This is a genomic window from Caballeronia sordidicola, assembly GCF_002220365.1.
GTDB classification, from domain to species: Bacteria; Pseudomonadota; Gammaproteobacteria; order Burkholderiales; family Burkholderiaceae; genus Caballeronia; species Caballeronia sordidicola_C.
Map to the genome: position 1 here is coordinate 68,156 of NZ_MTHB01000123.1, position 20,697 is coordinate 88,852.

20 protein-coding genes are annotated in these 20,697 nt (G+C 59.6%); 8 read left to right on the forward strand and 12 right to left on the reverse strand.

What is annotated here, in order from left to right:
* Positions 1-141 precede the first annotated feature (141 nt).
* The 3 genes from BSU04_RS20010 to BSU04_RS46485 are packed head-to-tail and all read left to right on the forward strand — an operon-like array spanning position 142 to position 2,942.
* The gene (locus BSU04_RS20010) at positions 142-1,578 is read left to right on the forward strand and encodes an aminotransferase-like domain-containing protein (RefSeq protein WP_089162262.1); all 1,437 of its coding nucleotides are present in this window, start codon (positions 142-144) and stop codon (positions 1,576-1,578) included.
* Between the two features lie 27 nt (positions 1,579-1,605).
* Entirely contained in the window at positions 1,606-2,796 is a 1,191-nt protein-coding gene (locus BSU04_RS20015) for an AAA family ATPase (RefSeq protein WP_089162263.1), read from the forward strand.
* Complete coding sequence (locus BSU04_RS46485; protein ID WP_179258373.1) at positions 2,793-2,942, forward strand: hypothetical protein; 150 nt, start codon at positions 2,793-2,795, stop codon at positions 2,940-2,942. Before BSU04_RS20015 ends, BSU04_RS46485 begins: the two co-directional genes overlap by 4 nt.
* Positions 2,943-3,276: 334 nt before the next feature.
* Here BSU04_RS46485 and BSU04_RS20020 read toward each other — a convergent pair whose 3' ends face one another.
* From BSU04_RS20020 to BSU04_RS20035, 4 genes are all read right to left on the reverse strand, one after another.
* Positions 3,277-4,074, reverse strand: coding sequence for a phytochelatin synthase family protein (locus BSU04_RS20020; RefSeq protein WP_089162264.1), 798 nt, complete (start codon positions 4,072-4,074; stop codon positions 3,277-3,279).
* Positions 4,075-4,131: 57 nt separating this feature from the next.
* Positions 4,132-4,320, reverse strand: a complete 189-nt coding sequence (locus BSU04_RS20025; RefSeq protein ID WP_144021290.1) for a hypothetical protein — start codon at positions 4,318-4,320, stop codon at positions 4,132-4,134.
* A gap of 109 nt (positions 4,321-4,429) precedes the next feature.
* The gene (locus BSU04_RS20030; RefSeq protein ID WP_089162266.1) at positions 4,430-5,023 is read right to left on the reverse strand and encodes an NADPH-dependent F420 reductase; all 594 of its coding nucleotides are present in this window, start codon (positions 5,021-5,023) and stop codon (positions 4,430-4,432) included.
* Positions 5,024-5,070: 47 nt separating this feature from the next.
* A complete protein-coding gene (locus BSU04_RS20035; RefSeq protein WP_089162267.1) occupies positions 5,071-5,811 on the reverse strand; it encodes an SDR family NAD(P)-dependent oxidoreductase in 741 nt (246 codons plus the stop codon).
* Positions 5,812-5,988: 177 nt separating this feature from the next.
* Between BSU04_RS20035 and BSU04_RS20040 the strand changes: the two genes are divergently transcribed.
* Positions 5,989-6,879, forward strand: coding sequence for a LysR family transcriptional regulator (locus BSU04_RS20040; protein ID WP_089162268.1), 891 nt, complete (start codon positions 5,989-5,991; stop codon positions 6,877-6,879).
* Positions 6,880-7,027: 148 nt separating this feature from the next.
* Positions 7,028-7,447, forward strand: coding sequence for an NUDIX hydrolase (locus BSU04_RS20045; RefSeq protein ID WP_089162269.1), 420 nt, complete (start codon positions 7,028-7,030; stop codon positions 7,445-7,447).
* A gap of 418 nt (positions 7,448-7,865) precedes the next feature.
* Here BSU04_RS20045 and BSU04_RS20050 read toward each other — a convergent pair whose 3' ends face one another.
* The 4 genes from BSU04_RS20050 to BSU04_RS20065 form a co-directional block, all read right to left on the reverse strand.
* Complete coding sequence (locus tag BSU04_RS20050; RefSeq protein ID WP_089162352.1) at positions 7,866-8,669, reverse strand: enoyl-CoA hydratase; 804 nt, start codon at positions 8,667-8,669, stop codon at positions 7,866-7,868.
* Positions 8,670-8,680: 11 nt separating this feature from the next.
* Positions 8,681-10,324, reverse strand: a complete 1,644-nt coding sequence (locus tag BSU04_RS20055; RefSeq protein WP_089162270.1) for an acyl-CoA synthetase — start codon at positions 10,322-10,324, stop codon at positions 8,681-8,683.
* 245 nt (positions 10,325-10,569) lie between these two features.
* Entirely contained in the window at positions 10,570-11,706 is a 1,137-nt protein-coding gene (locus BSU04_RS20060) for a flavin-containing monooxygenase (RefSeq protein ID WP_089162271.1), read from the reverse strand.
* A gap of 365 nt (positions 11,707-12,071) precedes the next feature.
* Entirely contained in the window at positions 12,072-13,181 is a 1,110-nt protein-coding gene (locus BSU04_RS20065) for an alkene reductase (protein WP_089162272.1), read from the reverse strand.
* A 152-nt stretch (positions 13,182-13,333) separates the two neighbouring features.
* On the opposite strand from BSU04_RS20065, the gene BSU04_RS20070 reads away from it, so the two are divergent.
* Together BSU04_RS20070 and BSU04_RS20075 are read left to right on the forward strand one after the other, a co-directional pair.
* On the forward strand, positions 13,334-14,218 hold the full coding sequence (locus BSU04_RS20070; protein ID WP_089162273.1) for a LysR substrate-binding domain-containing protein: 885 nt from the start codon (positions 13,334-13,336) through the stop codon (positions 14,216-14,218).
* Positions 14,219-14,382: 164 nt separating this feature from the next.
* On the forward strand, positions 14,383-15,537 hold the full coding sequence (locus BSU04_RS20075; RefSeq protein WP_256983097.1) for a Gfo/Idh/MocA family protein: 1,155 nt from the start codon (positions 14,383-14,385) through the stop codon (positions 15,535-15,537).
* A 151-nt stretch (positions 15,538-15,688) separates the two neighbouring features.
* On the opposite strand, the gene BSU04_RS20080 is transcribed toward BSU04_RS20075, so the two are convergent.
* Both BSU04_RS20080 and BSU04_RS20085 read right to left on the reverse strand, forming a co-directional pair.
* Positions 15,689-16,444 carry an SDR family oxidoreductase gene (locus BSU04_RS20080; RefSeq protein WP_089162274.1) on the reverse strand — a complete coding sequence of 252 codons (756 nt, stop codon included), beginning with the start codon at positions 16,442-16,444 and terminating at the stop codon, positions 15,689-15,691.
* A 35-nt stretch (positions 16,445-16,479) separates the two neighbouring features.
* Positions 16,480-16,881: a nuclear transport factor 2 family protein gene (locus BSU04_RS20085; protein WP_089162275.1), complete on the reverse strand. Its 402-nt coding sequence runs from the start codon at positions 16,879-16,881 to the stop codon at positions 16,480-16,482.
* Between the two features lie 462 nt (positions 16,882-17,343).
* Between BSU04_RS20085 and BSU04_RS20090 the strand changes: the two genes are divergently transcribed.
* Entirely contained in the window at positions 17,344-18,291 is a 948-nt protein-coding gene (locus tag BSU04_RS20090; protein ID WP_089162276.1) for a GlxA family transcriptional regulator, read from the forward strand.
* Positions 18,292-18,366: 75 nt separating this feature from the next.
* Here BSU04_RS20090 and BSU04_RS20095 read toward each other — a convergent pair whose 3' ends face one another.
* Both BSU04_RS20095 and BSU04_RS20100 read right to left on the reverse strand, forming a co-directional pair.
* On the reverse strand, positions 18,367-19,047 hold the full coding sequence (locus tag BSU04_RS20095) for an alpha/beta hydrolase (protein WP_089162277.1): 681 nt from the start codon (positions 19,045-19,047) through the stop codon (positions 18,367-18,369).
* 194 nt (positions 19,048-19,241) lie between these two features.
* Positions 19,242-20,510: an MFS transporter gene (locus tag BSU04_RS20100; protein ID WP_089162278.1), complete on the reverse strand. Its 1,269-nt coding sequence runs from the start codon at positions 20,508-20,510 to the stop codon at positions 19,242-19,244.
* Between the last annotated feature and the right edge of the window lie 187 nt (positions 20,511-20,697).

The following is a 20,697-nucleotide window of genomic DNA, read 5'->3' on the forward strand; positions in this document are numbered from 1 at the left end:
GCGGCGCAAAAAAATCCGCGTACGGCACCTGCAGCGTACGGCACACCCATCGCTCACGCGACGGTGGCAAGCGCACAAATAGCATGACTCACGAAGGCGCAGCATGATAGGTACGCAAGCAATACAAGGGCCGCTTCTGGCATGAAGCGCTATCAAGAACTGGCGTGTCAAATCGAAGGACTGATAGAAAGCGGAGTGCTGAAGCCACACATGCGGTTGCCGTCCGTGCGTCAGGCAAGCCGTTCATACGGCATCAGTCCGTCAACGGTATTCCAGGCGTATTACGCACTGGAGCGACGCGGCCTGATCGTGGCGCGGCACCGCTCAGGCTTTTTCGTCAATTGCCGGCAGCTATCAGACCTCCGCCCGACGCCCATACTCGCGCACAGCGCAGGCACGCAAACCTCCAGCCTGACGCATCGCTTCATGCAGGCACTGCAAGATTGCGACAATGTTGCCCTTGCCTCCCCTTGGCCGAACCCGGAGCTCTTTCCGTTGGGCCGGTTGGCCCGCTCGCTGAACAGGGCGGCCCGAAACATGGATTGCGGCGAAAATACGGCGCCCGTGGCGATTGGTGAAGAATGCCTGCGCCGCCAGATCGCACGGCGCTATCTCACCATGGGCATGGTGGTACCGATCGACGAAATCATCATCACGAGCGGTGCGCTCGATGCATTGACGCTAAGCCTGCAAACACTCACCCGCCCCGGCGATATCGTCGCTATAGGACACCCGACCTTCTACGGCGCGCTTAGCGCGATCGAGCGCCTTCACCTGAAGGTCGTGGAGATACCTGTCGACTCGCACGATGGGCTCGATCTCGACTTACTGGCTGAGGCCCTTGGGCGACACCCCATCCGCGTCTGCTGGTTCATGACGTCGCTTCAAAACCCAACCGGTGTGACCTTGCCGGATGACAAGAAACAAGCGCTGATCGAATTGCTCGCTGCGCATGACGTCCCATTGATCGAGGACGACGTGTATAGCGAACTGCATTTCGGCTCGACACCCACCCATCCCGTCAAACGATTTGACCGCACCAATCTTGTGTTGCACTGCGGCTCGTTCTCCAAATGTCTCGCCCCGAGATACCGGATCGGCTGGGTCGCAGCAGGTCGCTTTGCTCCGTGGATCGCGCGCGCACGATCGAGCGCCGCACTTTCGGCATCCGTGCCGGCGCAGCTCGCAATCGCAGACTATCTGGAACACGGCGGCTATGACCGTTTCTTGCGCAAGCTGCGCGTGGATCTCATGCGTCTTCAGGCCCAGATGCTGCACGCCATACGCGACTATTTCCCGCGGGGCACGTCACTCGTGAGACCGGACGGAGGCTATTTTTTGTGGGTGGAATTGCCTGCGCATGTCGACTCAGTACATCTGTTCGAAGCCGCTGCGGCACACGGCATTGCGATCGCTCCCGGACCCATTTTTTCAGCGGCGGGAGATTTGCGGCGCTACATCCGGCTCAACTACGGGCATCCGTGGACACCCGCTATCGAGACCGCCATGCGCACGCTGGGAGAACTGGCCTGCCGTGCGGACTCAGTTGGAAGGTCTCCCGTAAGTCGATTAACATGAACGACCGCACCAATAGTCCCGACCCAGATGCTGACCACCCTCGCCATTAACAACTACCGCTCGATCAGGGAGCTTGTCATACCCTTGACGAGACTTAATCTGATAATAGGTACCAACGGCAGCGGCAAGTCGAATCTGTATCGGGCTCTACGACTGCTAGCGGGCACCGCGCAGGACGGCATTGTCGCGCCGCTTGCGCTCGAGGGCGGCCTGAAGTCTGTGGTCTGGGCAGGGCCCGACGATCATTCGGGCCGTATGCGTCGCGGCGAAATCCCGGTTCAGCCTCGGGCGAGAGGGACGCCGCCGCGCCTGAGGCTCGGTTTCAGCGGCGAGGACTTCGGATATGCGGTCAGTATGGGTCTCGTGTCGCATGACTCCGGTGAGGACAGGGAAACCCCGTCGTCATTCGCGCTCGACCCCGAATTCAAGCGCGAATCGATCTGGGCTGGTCCGTTCCTGCGCCGCGCGAATCTGCTGATCGATCGCGAAGGCAGCGTCGTGCGCCGCAAGTCGGACGACGGATGGGACGTGCTCACGCAGAGCCTTCCTCGTTACGAAAGTCTTTTCTCGCAAGTCGGCAAGGACAGGCTGAATCCAGAGGTATTTGCCGTTCGCGAAGCGATGCGCAGCTGGCGTTTCTACGATCACTTCCGGATCGATACCGATGCGCCCGCGCGGCGCTCGCAGATTGGCACACGCACACTCGTCCTGCATCACGACGGACGGGACCTCGCTGCCGCCTGGCAGACGATTCGAGAAATCGGTGACCGCGAGGCGCTGGACGAGGCGGTGTTCGATGCATTCCCGGGCGCCCGCGTGGAGATTCTTGCTCAGCCGGGAGGACTGTTTTCTCTGCTCTTCCATCAAGAAGGATTGTTGCGGCCGCTGACCGCCGCCGAATTGTCCGACGGCACGCTTCGTTATCTGTTGCTCACCACAGCGCTATTGACTGCGAGGCCACCCGACCTGATGGTACTCAACGAACCGGAGGCGAGCCTCCACCCAGACCTGACGCCGGCACTCGGCCGGCTTATACGTCGGGCGGCTCGCAACTCGCAGGTATGGGTCATTTCTCACTCCACCCGGCTCGCCTCAGCGCTCGAAGAGGACCCGGACTGCAATACGCTCGTGCTCGACAAAGTCTTTTCCGAGACGACAATTGTCGGCCAGGGCATGCTCGACAGACCGGCATGGCACTGGGCGGACGCGAGCAAATGAATCGGCTGGCAGGCCGTTCGGTCGGATCGGCTGCCGGCATCATTAACTTTGGTAGCCAGGGTGCGGCCGCCATTGCACCGGCCATGGTCGGCATGCTGGTCGATCTGACGCCGGGCTCCTATGCATGGGCCAGCCCACTTGCGTAGCATGCGCAAGCAACACAGGGTCAAGGTTCACCAAGCATGGTCGTTCCACGCGCCGCAACGTTATTCCCGGCTGACGTAACGGAATGGGGCGTCCGGGTCACTTTCTCGGCCGTTCCCGCCCGTCCGCCAGCTTGCGCTCGCGCAGCTTCGAGTATCCGCAACGCCAGCAAACTGCCGGCCGGCTGCCCGCTATAGGCAGGACACTCGCCCAATCCAACCCTACCTGACGAAGGTGGCTTCCCAAAGACTCCAAGCACCACCCCATCCGGACGCGACAACGCAGATGCAGATGGAAGTAACACCACTCATGACCAGTCAATTTGCGACCAATGATCTACCGTTTGCTGACAATCACCACGCCGCGCGAACGTCCGCTCACGGTGTCGACTGCTTGCGAGCCTGCGTACAACTGCGCGATCGGAACCCAAACGGCTGGATACTTGTAACGTGCGACATCGAGAACTAGCGCGCTATCGCTGGCGGCATCGAATGCAGCGAGTGGGGACCAGTGGCCGCCCCCTACTTCGCCGATCTCCAATCGCCTGAAGTTCAGCAGCGCGAAGCGGTCGCTGTGGCCAGTAGTGTCTCGAACCAAATCGCGAAACTGCGCAAGCGTCAGGTCGGCAGAGTGGAACTTTTTCACATCGACCGGAAATTCGCTCAAGACCGCGCTGAGCTGATCGAGCGTCATGCCTTCCTTCGATACCCGAGCTGCGTTAGCCACTTGCGGATCGACGCCGCGGAAGAAGTCTTCCTGTGAGAAGTAAGGAAAATCAGGGTATTGAGTAGACTCGGGACGGCTGATTCCCAACGCATTCAACGCCATTACCGATGTCGCTACAGAGCAGTAAGCCTCGTTCCTCTGGGTTTCGAAATACTCCGATAGCAGCCAGTACGACTGGTTGTCGGCGGTGGACATCAGCCGCTGTTGTCCCGCAGGCTGCGTCAGCGTGATCAGGCTTGGCGGAACGCGCAAGGGCCCGTCAGCACGGTGCGTGGCGCTTGGCGCAGCAGCGTTACTCGCGATGGGCGGCAAGGGCGCGCAGGCGGCCAATGCAACGGCCAATGCAACGGCCAGCCACGTGGCGCGGCGCATGCGCCGCGGAGTGCAATGCAAGGAATACATCGACATGGGCATGGACCTTTTGAAGCGAGTGGTTTCCGGGTGCCTGCCGTCCGTCAGTGCGTATCACTGGCAAGCGAGCCTCAATTTTTTAACACGAAACAAATCGAACCGTGAAATCCGCCCGAATGGACGACGGTCGGCGCCGGCAAACCCAGTCGCGGCAAAAGACATTGCCGGCCCGACGATCAGCCATACTGAAGCGGCCTTGAGCACCGCCTGAAACGCATAGGCAAATACGGCGTCCGCGCGCATGGCCATTCCGCTCATACCGTCGCCCTGATTCGTGCATGCAGCCGACCAACTGCGTCGAGAGACGACAATACAGCACCCTCCTGCCAAGCGGGTTCTCCCTTCGCTGCGATCAGTCAAACTTGGCCAGGTCCTGGAAAATAAGGTGGCCCCACGTGCAGCCCCGTGCCTGGACAAGCAGGCCGCCCTCGCCAATCTTCCCCAACTCGACCGGGGCGAAGCCAAGCCGGTCGACGAGGGTCGCCACCGATGCGCTAGCCGCGTCGTCGTCGCTGGAGATGAACACGACCCGCCGTCCCCCTTGGAGCGTTCTCGGCCCTTGCGCCAGGGTGCCCGCCGGCAGGTGGTTGAAGGCCTTCACCAACTTCGCTCCCGGGAAAGCCTTCGCGAGTGCAGCAGTCGAGGGCAGTCCGTCCAGCTCCTCCGGGGGGACGTCGAACGCGTTGGTTGCGTCGATCACGACCTTCCCCTGCCAGCTTTCGGCGACCCGCCCGATGTCCCGATGGGTGGCGAAGGGCACGGCCAGGATGACGACGTCGGCCTTCACCGCATCCTCGATTCGCTGAGGGACAAGCGACGGACCGATCTTTGCCGCGAGCGCATCCAGCGGTCGCCTGCTTGCCACGCCTACTTCAATGCCCTCGCGGGCGAACGCCTGAGCAATGGCCGTCCCGATCTTGCCAAGCCCGATGATCGCGTAGTTCATTTAGCTATCCTTTATATAGAAAAAATGTTGTCCTAGGCCCTCGGATCTCAAACCTGGCCAATGCCACCATCGGCCATCAGATCCGCACCCGTCACGTACGAACTCTGGCCGGACGCGAGGAAAAGCGCCGCGCTGGCCATCTCTTCAGCCCGAGCGAGTCGACCGAGAGGGATCATGCTCTGATACATATCTACTAGTTCCTCGCGTGTCCCCGACTGAGCGTCGAGAATCGGGGTGTCGGTCGCGCCAGGGCTCAACAAGTTGACGCGAATGCCGCGATCCTTGAATTCCGCAGCCCAGGTACGGGCATACGACCGTAATGCCGCCTTGGTCGCCGCGTAGGCGGTGTGGCCAGCAATGCCCATGACGTGCATGGCAGACGATACCAACACGATCGATCCACCGCCGGTCATCATCGGCAGCAACTTCTGCACGAGGAAAACAGGGCCGCGAGCCATGAGGTTGAATGCCTTGTCGAAATGCTCGGGCGTGATGGTGTCAATTGATGCCTGCTCCGTGAAACCCGCGTTCGACACAATGATGTCGACGACACCCTTTTCTTCTTTAACCGTTGCTGCAACACGGTCAAGGTCATCGAGGTTTGAAGCATCGGCCTGGATGGTGGTGACGTTGCGTCCGATCAGTTTGGCGGCGGCGTCGAGCTGTGCTTGCCGACGGCCAAAGATAAAAACGTGAGCGCCTTCAGCGACAAACCGCTGGGCGATGGCTAAACCAATACCGGACGTAGCGCCGCTGATGACGGCGATCTTGCCTGCGAGAGTGGACATTGAAACCTACCTTTGGTGAATGACAGGAACAGCTTAATTGCTATCGACGAGAATGATAATTCGCATATTTTTCATATGATTTATTCTTCAAAAGAATAAATCGCGTAGTATTAAGTTGCGCTAAAAACACTGGGAATCACGCAATCTCGCGAATGGTTAATTCTGTGGAAGACGGCAATGGATCGGTTTCACGAAATGAATGCCTTTATCGCTGTCGTCGAAGCGGGCGGTTTTTCCGCCGCAGCGCGCAGAACCGGCGATTCACAGTCCGCCGTCAGTAAGGCCGTCAGTGCGCTGGAGAGGCGCCTGGGCGTGATGCTGTTTAACCGAAGCACGCGCAGCGTGACCCTGACAGATCAGGGGCAGCACTACTATGATCGGACAAAGCCGCTTGTCGAGGAGATGAATGAAGCCGACGGCGAACTGACAAGCAATACACGCAATGTCTCAGGTCTGATCAGGATCGCCGCATCCTCCACTTTTGGCCGGCTTCACATTCTTCCGCTCATACCCGAGCTCTTATCACTCAATCCCGGCCTTCAGGTGGATCTTGTTCTTTCAGACTTCGTGCGAGATATGGTGGAAGATCGGATCGACCTGTCTATCCGGGTGGGCCCCGTCAACGAACCCGACGCGGTTGTCAGGCGCGTGGCTACCACCCCGCTTGTATGCGTCGGATCCCGTCGCTACTTCGAACAACACGGCGTACCAAAGACCCCCGCAGAGCTCGTTAATCACAATTGCCTTTTATATGGTGGCCTGATGGAGTCAGCCAATTGGCCGTTTGTCGGGCCGGAAGGTCGATTCAGCGTGTCTGTTCGCGGAAATCTTTCGTCCAATAGCGTCGAAACTATCCGCGCTGGTGTACTGGCCGGTGTTGGAATCGGCCTGTTTGCCAAGGTCTCTCTTGCTGATGAGCTACTGCATCCGAATGTAATCACGATTCTCGAAGAGTTTATGAGCGACGTCAGAGACGTAAGCCTCATCTGGCCAAAACGTCGGTATGTACCGGCACGCGTGCGCCGCGTGACTGACTTTTTTGCTACGGCATTCCCACAGCGTATATGAGCAAACGGAATCATCGGCGCGCGGAGCGACATCTCTAATAAGCCGATCGCAATACGCCGCCACTGCTCTTTGGTAGCTATCGTTACGACAGATCGTTGCATCAACGTCCGCTTACGCGAAGCTCAATTCACTAACTGCCGGGGGCGATATGAAGGACAGGGCCACCGTTCTGTGTGTTCGAGACAACCGCATTCTCCTGGTTGCCAGGGAAAGGTCACGATGGGCGCTACCGGGCGGAAGAATTCGTCGTGGCGAAGCACCTCATGAAGCTGCGCTGCGTGAACTGGAAGAAGAAACCATGCTCGTCGCCAATGAGCTCATGTATCTCTTCCAATTTAGCGGCTTCAACACGCTGCACAACGTCTTCTTCGCTGACGTTGCGCAACATACGACCGCACAGCCAAGCAACGAAATTGCAAAGTGCGAGTGGTTTGCTCCCGTCAAAATAACGACGCTTTCCGCGAGTGTGCCAACTCGCGGAATCGTAGACCTTTTCTTCAAGCACATCGGCATTTTGGGACCCGACGACGGCCGGCCGTCGCAGATGGTGGACCGGGGTGCGCCATGAGCCACGCTTACCCGTTTCACGGATTCGACATTGCAGTCGCCGTTGAGACCGGCTTCAGCGGAAGGACATAGCCAAATACGCGTGAGTCGGCAGTTATCGCCGTGGCGTGGCCCGTGGCTCAGGACCGGTGGCGCATGCCCACGAAACCCAGACCCTGGGCTAAGGTCCCTGAGTTCGCGTTATAGGAGCCAATCGAGGCGTCCGCCGTGGTGATTTTGGCCGCCGTACTGAGCGACGTCCCGCTCGATTTTTGCCAGGCAGCCATGCCCTCATTGCCTTTCAGGCCCCACGCGGAGCCAGAAATATTACCGATGGAGAACTTGAACTCTGTACTTTGATTGGCCTCGCTTGCGCACGCAGCGCGAGGCACGTCAGACGTGACGTTACCGCAAGCGCGTGAACAACTTCATCCGCCACCTCACGTTTCGCGCCACTGCGGCGTGCGTTTCTGTATGAACGCCTCGGTTCCCTCAAGAGCTGCGTCGTCCAGCATGTTGCGCGCCATCGTGTCTCCGGCCAGTTGGTACGCTGTATCAATGCCCGCCTCCAGCTGCCGGTAGAAAAGATGCTTGCCAGCAGCGATCGCTACACGAGGCTTCGCGCTGATACTCGCCGCGAGCGCACGAATCGCATCGTCCAGTTTTTCGGGCGTGGCGACTCGGTTCACAAGGCCGCGCTCACACGCGGTTTGTGCATCGATATAGTCGCCAGTCACAAGCATTTCGAATGCCGCCTTGCGAGACAGGTTGCGCGACAGCGGCACACTCGGCGTCGAGCAGAACAAGCCCAGGTTGACCCCGGAGACGGCGAAGCGTGCATCGCTTGCCGCAATCGCCAGGTCGCACATCGCGACCAGTTGGCAGCCCGCCGCAGTCGCCACTCCGTGCACGCGTGCGATCACGGGTTGCGGCATGCGCTGGATGGTCAACATCATCTGCGAGCAGCGAGCAAACAGAGCCTGGTAGTACTCGAACGATGGTTCGGCGCGCATCTCTTTCAGATCGTGGCCCGCGCAAAACGCCCGGCCCGCGCCCGCAAGCACAACGACGCGCGCATCCGATGCAGCCACCTCGTCCAAGCTGCTTTGCAGCGCGTCGATCAATGCTTCGGACAACGCGTTAAATGCGTCGGGCCGATTCATCGTTATCCGCACCGCGCCGGGCACTCCGTCGATATCGTGGCCGACGACCACCAGCGGGCCTGAGCTTGCACTTTCGTTCATGTTCGCCTCCGTCATACGTCGACGGCCGCGACCAACGCGGCGCGTTTCCGCAGTTCGAACTTCTGTACCTTGCCGGTCGATGTCTTCGGCAGCTCGCAAAACTCCACTGAGCGCGGCACCTTGAAACCGGCGAGATGGGCTTTGCAATGCGCAACCAATTCCGCGGCGCTCACCGTTGCGCCGACCTTTAACTCGACGAAAGCGCAAGGCGTCTCGCCCCAACGGAGGTCCGGTTTCGCAACGACGGCGGCCGCGAGTACCGCCGGATGGCGATACAGCACATCTTCAATTTCGATGCTTGAAATATTCTCGCCGCCCGAAATGATGATGTCCTTGCTGCGGTCCTTGATCCGGGCATAACCGTCGGGATCAAGGACCGCCAGGTCTCCGGTATGAAACCAGCCACCGCGAAACGCTTCCTGCGTGGCGGCCGGGTTCTTCAAGTAACCCTTCATCATGATGTTGCCGCGAAACATGATCTCGCCGATGGTCTCTCCATCCGCCGGCACTTCCTGCATCGTCAGAGGATCGCGTACCGTCACAGCATCCTGCAAGTGATAGCGCACGCCCTGCCGCGCATTCAGGCTCGCGCGTTCACCTATGCCGAGCATGCTCCATTGAGCTTGCTTCGCACACACGGTCGCGGGGCCATAAACCTCAGTCAAACCGTACACATGCGTCAGCTCGAAGCCGAGCCGCTCCATTCCTTCAATCATTGCCGCAGGCGGCGCGGCGCCGGCAACCATTGCGTGGACACGGTGCGTGATCCCGGCTTTCAGCTCCTCGGGAGCATTGACCAGCAGGTTCTGTACGATCGGCGCGCCGCAATAGTGCGTCACTCGCTCGCGGCGAATCAGATCGAAGATCGTTTTCGCGTCGACCTTGCGCAAGCATACATTGACGCCGGCCCGCGCAGCCACGGTCCAGGGAAAGCACCAGCCGTTGCAATGGAACAAGGGCAAAGTCCACAGGTACACGGCGTGCTTCGGCATATCCCATTCCAGGATGTTGCTGACCGCGTTGGTGTACGCCCCGCGATGGTGATAGACGACGCCCTTCGGAGATCCGGTTGTCCCCGATGTGTAGTTGAGGCAGATCGCATTCCATTCATCCGATGGGGGTGCCCATTCGAATGCAGGATCGCCGCTCGCCAGCAGCGCTTCATAGTCGAGTTCACCGATACGCTCGCCCGGTCCGGCATATTGCGAATCGTCGACGTCGATGACGAGAATCGGGTGATCCACATTCGCAATCGCCTCGCGCATCACAGCGGAGAATTCGCGATCGACCAGCACCACTTTCGCTTCACCATGATTCAGCATGAACGCGAGCGTGTTTGCATCGAGTCGCGTGTTGAGCGTGTTGAGGACTGCGCCAATCATCGGGATACCGAAATGAGCTTCTATCATTTCGGGAATATTAGGCAGCATTGCAGCGACTGTATCGCCAATGCCAATGCCTCTGGCGCTCAACGCGGAGGCCAGACGCCGCGTACGCGCATAGGTCTGCGCCCAGTCACGTCGCACCGCGCCGTGCGAAATGGCGGGCAATGTTGGATACACCGACGCCGCGCGTTCGATGAAGGTCAAAGGTGTCAGGGCTGCAAAATTGGCAGCGGTTTTGCTCAATCCCTCTTCGTACATTTCGTTGCTCATTGCATCTCCCTTATCCCGTTCGGCGTTCGGTTTTTTTGCAGGACTGTTCGAATGGCGTGGTTTGCCCCACGCTTCACACTCGATATTACGCGCGATAGGTCGCGGTGGCGGCGTTATTGGTTGTGATTGCCGTAATCGCCGCATTTTGCGTGACGCCCATGCGCGTGGCAAGACAAGAGCGAAGGATGCATGCCTTCCGAGAGAATACAGGGGAGCGCAGCCGTGCGAACTTGCCCCTGAACGCCTCAAACCACCGGCTGATGCTCAAGGTGCGTGATTTCGTCTGCAACCCGTTGCGCCTCGATCCCGATTTCGCGCAACATGCCGGTCGCCGAGACGATAAACCCACAGTGATGCAGTCCGGATTTTTTGTCCCCACCGCTCGGCGGCTGCGGTTGCTCCGCATCAAGGATATCGCTCGGCGGCGCCAGGAAGAAGCCGCTTCGTGGGCGAAACCCCGTTGCAGCAACGATTGCGTCAAAGTCCCGCGCACGCCCGTCATCAAATGTCACGTCGGCCTCGCCCATCTCGCGGATGTCTCCGAGCACCTCAATGTGGCCCTCGCGGACCAGCTTGACTGTACCGACATCAATGAGCGGGATTCGAGTCCTCGTTTTGATTTGCGTAAAGGGACCCATCGGGAGCTTGCGGAAACCCAGCTTGGTGATGTCTCCGATGGTCAGCCGCACGAGTGGTGCAGCCAACGCGTCAGCGAACCGGGCAGGAAGGCGGTTCAACAGAATAGCGATAGCGAGTACGGGGACACCGAGGATCTCGCGAGGGACAATGTTCACCGGGCCGCGAACCGCCATTGCCACTCGCGCGCCGTGTTCGTGGAGATCGATCGCAATCTCTGCGCCACTGTTGCCCAGGCCGACGACCAGAACGCTTTGGCCGCGGAATGACTCGCCACTGCGGTACTCGCTGCTGTGCAGGATGCGGCCGCGAAAACGCTCCTGGCCGCGCCACTGTGGCAGGTAGGGAACGGCGTTGTAGCCGGTGGCCACGACCACCTGTCGCGAATGATAGACGCCGGCTGTTGTAGTCGTCATCCATCCGGGGTTGCATGGCCGTACAGTCCTGACCTCTTCGTTGAAGTGCGGCGCCAGCTCGAAATACCGCGCATACAGTTCGAAATACTCAATCACCTGCTCGCGCGACGGATAACGCGGCGTCCCAGCGGGAAACGGAAGATAAGGCAGGGCTGAGCGGTCCCGGTCGGAATGAAGGTGCAGCCGGTCATAGTGACGGCGCCAGCTCGAACCGACCTCGGCCTCCCGGTCCACAATGATGCAGGATGCTCCTCGTTTCTTTAGACACGCAGCAACCGCGAGCCCTGCGGGCCCAGCGCCTATCACGAGCGTATCTAGCTGCTGTTCCATCTGCGCCCTCACGCGCCCTGATGCTTGTTGATGTCGGCAGCCGTGCCGGGCGGCCGATTGCGTAACAGAGTGGTCGACTCAGGTTGAATCGATGCGTAGTCCATGTCGATATGTCCGCTTGCTACCACTTAGAGGTGTGCAGCGCGGAAAAATTCTCATCATAGGATTGTGTTCTCAATAGAAAATCCCGCCCAAGCCGAGTGCGCGGCCAAGCAGTCGCCAACGACTGACCAACCCGGTCGTTACATGTTAAATGGCAAGCCACTTCTGGACCATTTTCGGGTTACTCCGCATCATTCCAAATCCGCGCCGCGGGATCCTCGTGCGACCGCCAACGTGGTAGCAGCGGTCGACACGTGCTCCCCTTACGCGGCTACCGCATCCTTCTGATAGAACGGATAGTCCGTATAACCCACATCCGTGCCGCCAAAGAACGTGGGGCGGTCATACGGATTCAGCGGCAACTGGCGGCGCAGGCGTTCGGGGAGATCCGGATTGGCGATAAAGTCGCGGCCAAACGCGACCAGGTCGGCGTCGCCCGCCTGCAAGATGGCTTCGGCCGAGTGGCCCTTGAAGCCGCCAGCGGCGATGATGATTCCCTTGTAGTGCTTGCGAATCAGTTGCGCGGCAACGGGACTTTGATCCTTGCTGTCGTCATCGACGTTGCCAAGCACGCGCGGCTCGATCAGGTGCACGTAGGCCAGATTCAGTTTCGCCAGTTCCTCCGCTACGTAAGTAAAGAGACCTTCCGGATTGCTGTCGGACATATCGCCCCAAGTGCCGCTTGGGCCGAGGCGCACAGCCACGCGTTCGCTGCCCCACACGGATATGACAGCTTGAGTCGCTTCGATCAGCAAGCGCGCACGGTTTTCGAAGGAGCCGCCGTAGATGTCGGTGCGCTTGTTGCTGCCATCCTGCAGGAACTGGTCGAACAAGTAACCGTTGGCGGCGTGCAGTTCAACGCCGTCGAAGCCGGCCTGCTTGCCGCGAATGGCTGCTGTACGGAAGCTCTCGACCAGATCAGCGATCTCGGGAATAGTCAGCGCGCGGCTCGGTGTGTTCGGGACCCAGCCCGCTTCGGTGTAGGCGACGCCGCCATGCGGCACGGCGGAAGGCGCCACCGGCTGGGCGCCACCCGGCTGCAACTGGCTGTTGGACTGGCGCCCGGCATGATACAGCTGCAGGAAGATCCGCCCGCCTTTGGCGTGCACGGCGTCGGTCACCCGCTTCCAGCCGGCGATCTGGCTGTCGTCGTACAGGCCGGGCGCACCCAGATAGCCGTTGCCATTAGGCGCAGCGATGGTGGCTTCGCCGATCAGCAAGCCGCCTTCTGAAGTGCGTTGCGCGTAGTACTCGGCCATCAACTGGCCAGGCCGGGCGTCTTCTTCGGCACGCATGCGAGTGAGCGGCGCCAGAACCACGCGATGGGAAAATTCGTAGGGACCGACTTTGATGCTGGAATGAAGTTTGGACATGATTTCCTCAAGATTCAGTGGCTGATGAAGTTTGATCAACAGCGGGCTTTCGACCTTGAAGACAGTGTATGGGCGGGACCATGAAAGAAAAATAGGCTAAGGTTCCGAATATATCGGACACATATGTCTCTAATTGATCCCGGGGTGCGGCGATGGATAGCCTCAGTGGTATTTCCATATTTGTGCAGGTGGCTGAGACCCGCAGTTTTACCGAGGCGGGACGGTTGCTCGGGGTATCGTCTTCGGCGGTCGGCAAAAGCATTGCACGCATCGAGGATCGCCTGGGCGTGCGGCTCTTTCATCGCAGCACGCGAAGCATCACGTTGACGGCCGAAGGTGCCTTGTTCCTGGAACGGTGCCGGCGCATCCTGGGTGAGCTCGAATCGGCGGAAGCTGAACTGTCCGATGCAGCCGGCAGCCCTCGGGGAAGGTTGCGGATCAGCACGCCGCAACTGTCCGGGCTGATCATGCCGGTGCTGGACGGCTTCATGGCGCAATATCCGGAAATCGAAATCGATGTCGATTTCTCCGATCGCATGGTGGATATCATCGAAGAAGGCTTCGATGCAGTCATTCGCACGGGCGAGCAGCTTGACTCAAGGCTGGTATCTCGACGCCTGGGGTCTTGCGGGCAGGTCTTGGTCGCCTCGACCAGATATCTCAAGCTTCACGGTGTTCCCACGCATCCTTCCGAGCTTGTTCGGCACGCCTGTTTGCTGCATAAGTTTCCCGTCACCGGCAAGCTGGAACGCTGGCCGTTCAAGCTCGCTGCATCGGAAGCGGATCCGGAGCTACCCCAGACCTTCGTGAGCAACACCATTGAAGTCCTGGGCTATCTCGCGCTTCAGCATAAGGGCTTTGCCCTTCTGCCAACCTTCCTCGTGCGGGATGCCCTGGCGAGCGGTGCATTGCATAGCGTGCTGGATAATTTCATGGACCAGACCGTTACCTTCTGGATCTTGTGGCCGGCAAGCCGTTACGCCTCGCCCAAGCTGCGTGTTTTCATCGACTATGTCAGCAAGCATCTGCAAATCTAGATCGAGCAAGGTTTGCGCGGGGTGCGAGTTCGCATCTGTCGTAGTAGCGGACTCAGATGTCCGAAATGATCGGACCCCGGGGCCATTTATCTTCACCTCCCTGAACCCTACTATTCCGATGTCGCTGAGCAGAGATCCGCGCAGCCTTACATTGGAGAATTCTCTTGAACAGCATCACGACCGAAGCTACGGGCTCCGGCAAAATCAGGGTAGGCGTTATCGGGCTGGGCCATTGGTCGGAATATGGGCACCTTCCTTCGCTGAAACTGCTGCCGGACTATGAACTGACGGCGGTGTACAGCCGCAGTCAGGAAAAGGCGGCATCGCTGGTCGCGCGCCATGGATTCAAATACGCGGCAGCGTCGCTGCAAGAACTTGTGTCGCACCCGGAAGTCGATCTCGTGCTCGTGTTGACGCCCGCGTTCCAGCATGAAGAGGGCATTCGCGCTGCCATCGAGGCGGGCAAGGACGTCTACTGCGAATGGCCTCTGACACCAAGCACTGCGTTGTCCGGCGAGTTGCTCGCGTTGGCCGACAAAGCGGGCGTACGAACCATCGTCGGTCTGCAACGACGCCTCAATCCGGGCTATCGGTATGTGCGCGATTTGCTGGACCAGGGCGAGATCGGCGAAGTACGTTCGGTGCGGCTGCACGTGAGTGTCGAGTACTTCCAGCGTGAACGGCCTGCATCGCTCTACTACACCATCCCCGAAGAGAATTTCTCCAGTCTTCTGTCGATCTATGGCGGCCATTTTCTGGATGCCTTGTTTTCGACGATGGTCGGCTATCCGCAGAGCCTGTCGGCGTTGACTGTCAATCAGTTCAAGGAAATAACACTGGTGGAAACCGGCGAAACGCTGCCCCACACAAGCCCGGACCAGGTCGTACTCGCGGGGACTTTCGCCAATGGCGCCGTACTGAGCATCCATCTCGAGGCGGGGAAACGCAATAACTTCGGTATGCAGATAGATATCACCGGTAGCAAGGGTGACCTGAAAATCTCGAACACCACCAGCTTCGGCGACACCTTCAACCGCATCGAAATCGCACGGGGTGACGCGCAGCCGCTAACGGAGTTGGCCATTCCAAAGGAATATGACTGGTTGCCGCCCGCGGAACTCGGGGCGAGTGTTGCTGAATTGGCGAATCTGTACTCGGCCCATGCACGCGACGTACGGACCGGTTCGACGCTTGCGCCCACTTTCGCAGACGCAGTTCGCATGCACGAACTGATTGAACAGATCGTGGAATCGAATCGTTCCGGAAAGCGCATCCAGCTCTCCTTCAGCACGCCTGCTTTAGTCGGGCAGCCGGCGTAAGCATCGGCGATGTTGGTGTGAGTATCGGCGTCGAAAGTAGTGATGCACGCGCTCAAGCGCGTTGCATCGCCGGACGACAGAGTCCGGTCGAGATGACTAACCGTCATCTCGACCGGACACGCTGCGCTCGGGTTCGCTTTGGACACGGGAATCAGCCTCCGAACATTGCCTTCGCCTGTGTATTGAAACCATTGACTAAGTCGTGCTCGCCCGGCCCCGGGTTGGCGCGCATCGGTTTGGCCGCTTCGACGAGAATCTCGTTCGCATCCGTGCCCAGGACCTTGATCGTTTCGTCGATGAACTGATCGAGCGGCATCGCCATTTCGGCTTCCTCACTATTCATCAGTTCAGTACGTACCCAGGGTGGCGCGATCTCCAGCACGCGAACCGTCGTGTCCTGCAGCATGAAGCGTTGTGACAGTACATACGAGTGCAGCGCCGCCTTGGTCGATGAGTAGACCGCCGTCACCGCCATTGGCACAAAGCCGAGGACGGAACTGGTGTAGGCCACGACAGCGGCGTTTCTCGTCTTGAGATGGTCGATCAGCGCGGAGGTCATCCGGATTGGACCCATCAGGTTCGTCGTCACCGTGGAGACCATCTGTGCGTCGTCGATCTTTGCGTCGACTGCGTCAGGTTGCATGATGCCCGCGTTATTGATCAGGACATTGAGATCGGGATGATCGGCGATCAACTTCGCGGCCACCCGTTCGATACTCGCGGGATCGGAGATGTCGAGTTCGACCGCTTCCATACCACGGTTGGCCGCGATGACCGCGTCGAGATGACCGCGCCGCCGGCCTGCAATGATGACCTTGTTGCCAAGCTTGTGCAGCGCTTCGGCGAGACCTCGGCCGATACCCGAGCCGCCGCCGGTGATGAAGATGGTGTTTCCTGTGAGTTTCATGAAATGAGTCCTTTGTTAAATGAGTGATGGAGCGTTCACGCGGGGAATTGGTCACCGAACATGGGCAGGCCGCTGACCGAGTTGGCGCGAGTCGCTTCGTCTTCGATGACATCCCAGTGCTCGGCTAACTCGCCGTTCTCGAAGCGGATGATGTCGGCGGCAATCCAGGCAGCAGGAAGTCCGTGGCCGGAGAAGCGGCCGTGAGCGATGACATAGTCACCCTCGGCCACGATCACATGGTTTTCATAACGCAGCGTGTCGGGAAGCGAGCGAATCAGATCGAACAGGCCATCGCGCCCCGCTGAAATATGAGCACTGTGCTGGATATAACTGTCCGACCAAAAGCGCTTGGCAGCGTCGTAGTCTCGCTTGTTGAAAAGCGCGTCGAACGCTTCGAGGACGATCTCTTTGTTCTGCTGGGGTGTGGTCGTGGTCATATCGATCTCCTTGGAGGTGTGATTCGATGCATGAAGGCAAAGATAGACCGTCACCACGCAGGCCGGTAGCCCCTGATTCCCGCTATCTTCTATGTATTGAATGCATCAATTGACTGTGGCATGACTCGTTGCAGGTCAGATCGGCAAGCCTTGCACGGATCGGCCGATGCGTTCGGGCTTGCATCAACCAGGTGACTTATGTGAAAAATACATGGAGATAGCGAAAGAGATCGGCGCACAAACCGGCGCACGAAAATGACGCAACTCAACGACGCACCAGCGCTTGTTAAATAACTACCCGGACCGTATGGCGAAAATTTCTCTACACTTCAGCAACGCGCGGCAACGACTCGTCCCTCGTTTAGGCAGCAGTGCCATGTGCCGCCCCATGGCACCACAATCAGACCTGTTTCTGCTCGCGCAAACCTGGCTTCCCCGTTTCGACCCATCAAGGAGCGTGCAATGCAGCGGATTGGTTTCGTGATCCTGCCGGATTTCCAGATGCTGTATTTCGCCGCCCTGTCTGTTTTCGAGTTCGCCAATATCAGCGCCGGAAAGCAGTTGTATGGCATCGAACTGTTGTCCGAATATGGCGGCATGGTGCGCAGTTCGCTGGGTACGATGACCGAGACCCTGCCGTTCGGCGACCCCGCCTTCGATACATTGCTGGTCGGCGGTGGAACAGCAAGTGTGACTGCGTCGCCTGCCGTCGTGGATTTCGTGCAGCGTGGGCATCGTGCGTCACGTCGGGTTGCATCCATCTGCACGGGCGCGTTCGTTCTGGCACAAGCGGGCATCCTCGACGGCAAACGCGCGACCACCCATTGGATCGCCGCGCGCGAGCTCAAAGAACGCTTTCCCCTGATCAGAATAGAGTCGGATCGCATCTTCATCATTGATGGATCAGTGTGGACGTCAGCCGGCATGACCGCCTGTATCGATCTGGCGCTTGCCATGGTTGAAAAGGACTACGGCGCGGACCTCGCTCGCTCGGTCGCGCAAAAACTTGTTGTCCATCATCGTCGCGGCGGTGGCCAATCGCAGCACTCTGAGTCGCTCAAGATGGACGCCAAGTCTGACCGGATCCAGACCGCGCTCGAGTATGCGCGTCGAAACCTGAAATCTCAGCTCTCGGTGCAGGAACTCGCCGATGCAGCCTGCCTGAGCGTGCGTCAATTTAGCCGGGCGTTTCGCGCCGAGACCGGTCAGTCTCCTGCGAAAGCGGTTGCGAATTTGAGGTTGGAGGCTGCGCGCCTGCTGATAGAGCAAAGCCGTCATCCGGTCGACGTAGTCGCGACAGAAACCGGCTTCGCGGACTCCGAGCGCATGCGTCGCGCGTTTGTGCGCGCCTTTGGTCATCCCCCACAGGTCATACGAAACAATGCGAGAGCGGAATTTGCCGCTGCTTGATCGTTGATCGCATCCCTCATAAGTGAAGCGGATGACGAGGGCATTGTCTGTTCTGTCATCCGCGACACTTTCTGTTCAGGCCGCCGCTTGCACGATCAGCTTTGCCACCGCATCCGGTTGCGAAAGCATGGCCACATGACTTGCCTCGACGGTGACTGTCGTCGCGCCGATCCTGGCGGCCATCTTCTTCTGAAGTTCCGGATGAATGGTGTGATCCTCACTGGCGAGCAAATACCAACTGGGCTTTTCCTTCCAGGCCGGCGCAGTGACTTCACCGCCCAGCGCGGCGCCCGCTAAGGGATTTTGCGTTGCAAAGATCATCGCGCGCTCGGTGGCCGTCAGATCCTGCGCAAATACCTCATCGACCCCTTCGCGCGTGAGTTTAAAAAAGTGATGCTCGTCAGGGCGAACGACCTCAAGCAGGCGAGTGGGCGGCCCACCGGCGCCAAGCGATCCCGCCGACTCACCGACGTCCGGGGCGAATGCCGCGACATAGACGAGACCCGCGACTTTCGGATCGGATCCTGCTTCAGTAATGACGGATCCGCCGTAGGAATGCCCCACCAGCAGCAGCGGTCCATCAATCAGCGCAATCGCGCGCTTCACTGTCGCCACATCATCTGCCAGCGACGTCAGCGAAAGCGAAACGGCAGTGCCCGTGAGACCGGCCGCGCCGATGAGCGGCAAGACCTTCTCCCAAGCCGAGGAGTTTGCCCAGGCGCCGTGAACGAACAGGATATTTGATACCTTCGCCATGATTGTTGTCCTATCGCATGCGACTGCTGTCGCGGTGTATGTCGGGATGACAGGGGATCATTCTCGGTTTGACGGTCCTCGCCGTGAGGTCGAAGATCCCTCGTTTTCGGCCATTTTGTATCCCTTCGCCAGAAAACGACCATATCAAGGACTGTCGGGATTAGCCGGAAACTATGTTCGTGGCACGGCCCCGGTCATTTTTCGAGCACTTCCTTGAGCGTCGCGCGGGTAGTGTTGAACGTCATCATCACAACCACGCCAAGCGCGGCGAGCAAACCGCCAAAGCGCAGGGTCGCGGCCATCCCCAGATGATCCACCACGGCGCCACCGGCAAGTGAGCCGAGCGCAATCGCGATCTGCACGGTGCTGACGAACATCGACGAACCGGCTTCCGGGCGATCAGGCGAACTCAGTTGCATCCAGACGCTCAGGCAAAGCGGAATCGCGCCATACGCCAGGCCCCACAACGCCACGGCGGCAATCACGCCCGCACGGGAAGCCTGCACCATCGGCAATGCGAACAGGGCGGCCAGCACGAGCGCGCCGAGCAAGAGCAACGACGCCTTAAGATGGCGCGTCACGATTGCCGACACTGCGAAGTTCGCGGCGAATCCCACGACCCCGAAGCCGAGCAGAACCGCGGTGATCCACGAAGCGCTGAACGAAGCATTGCGCTCCAGGAAGGGCGTGATAAACGTATAGGCCGCGAAATGGGCGCCGAACAGAAGGCCGACCATCAGTAAACTGCGCCGCACGTTCGAGCGTGAAAGCATCGCCCGGAAGTCGTCCGCGCGCATCGCGGCTTTCGGTGCGAGCGAAGGCAAGAACAGAGTTTGCGCTGCCAGCGCAACAGCGGCGAGCACCGCGGTTGCGACAAACGACATGCGCCACGACGTCAGGTTCGCAATCAACGTTCCGAGCGGCACACCGATTACGGTCGCCAGCGTGATGCCCATGAAAATGGTTGCGCTCGCGCGGGCGGATTGATCCTCGCGGACCAGTTGCCCGGAAGCGCCAAGCGCGACGGTCCAGAAGCCGCCAAGGCTGGCGCCCAGCAGTGCACGACCAATGAGCATCACCGCAAAGGTCGGTGCAATTGCAGAAATCAAATTCGATGCGAGCAGCAGGACGGCGAGCGTCAGCAGGATCAGGCGCCGGTTGATGCGCCCTGCCGCGAGCAACAGCGCAGGTGCCGACATCGCGGCGATGATGCCCGGCGTTGTCACCATGAGCCCGGCGGTGCCAGGCGTGACGCCGAGGTCCCGCGCGATCTGCGGTAACAGCCCGACGGGCATGTATTCCGTCGCGACGAACGCGAACGAACCGACGGCTACCGATAAGACCGCGAGCCACGACGGGCCGCGAGATGCAGGTTCGGTGGCGGGGATCGGCGCGACGGGAAGCCCGCTGTCGCCTGCGAGCGACGGGCATCCGGACGGGCTGATGAGGGGGTGAACATCCATTGTAGTTCTCCGGTTCGGCGAAAAGCGAGATGTCGGCGTCCGGTTGCATGGTGGGTGTGCATGAGCGCCGATCACTACCGCTTGCTGAAAGCGAAGAATAGAAGCTTCGATGGGGAATGTGGCTCCCCTTGAGCGCGACACGGGGGCGACAGGATACTATCGGAGCACGTTACATCGACGACCTGTT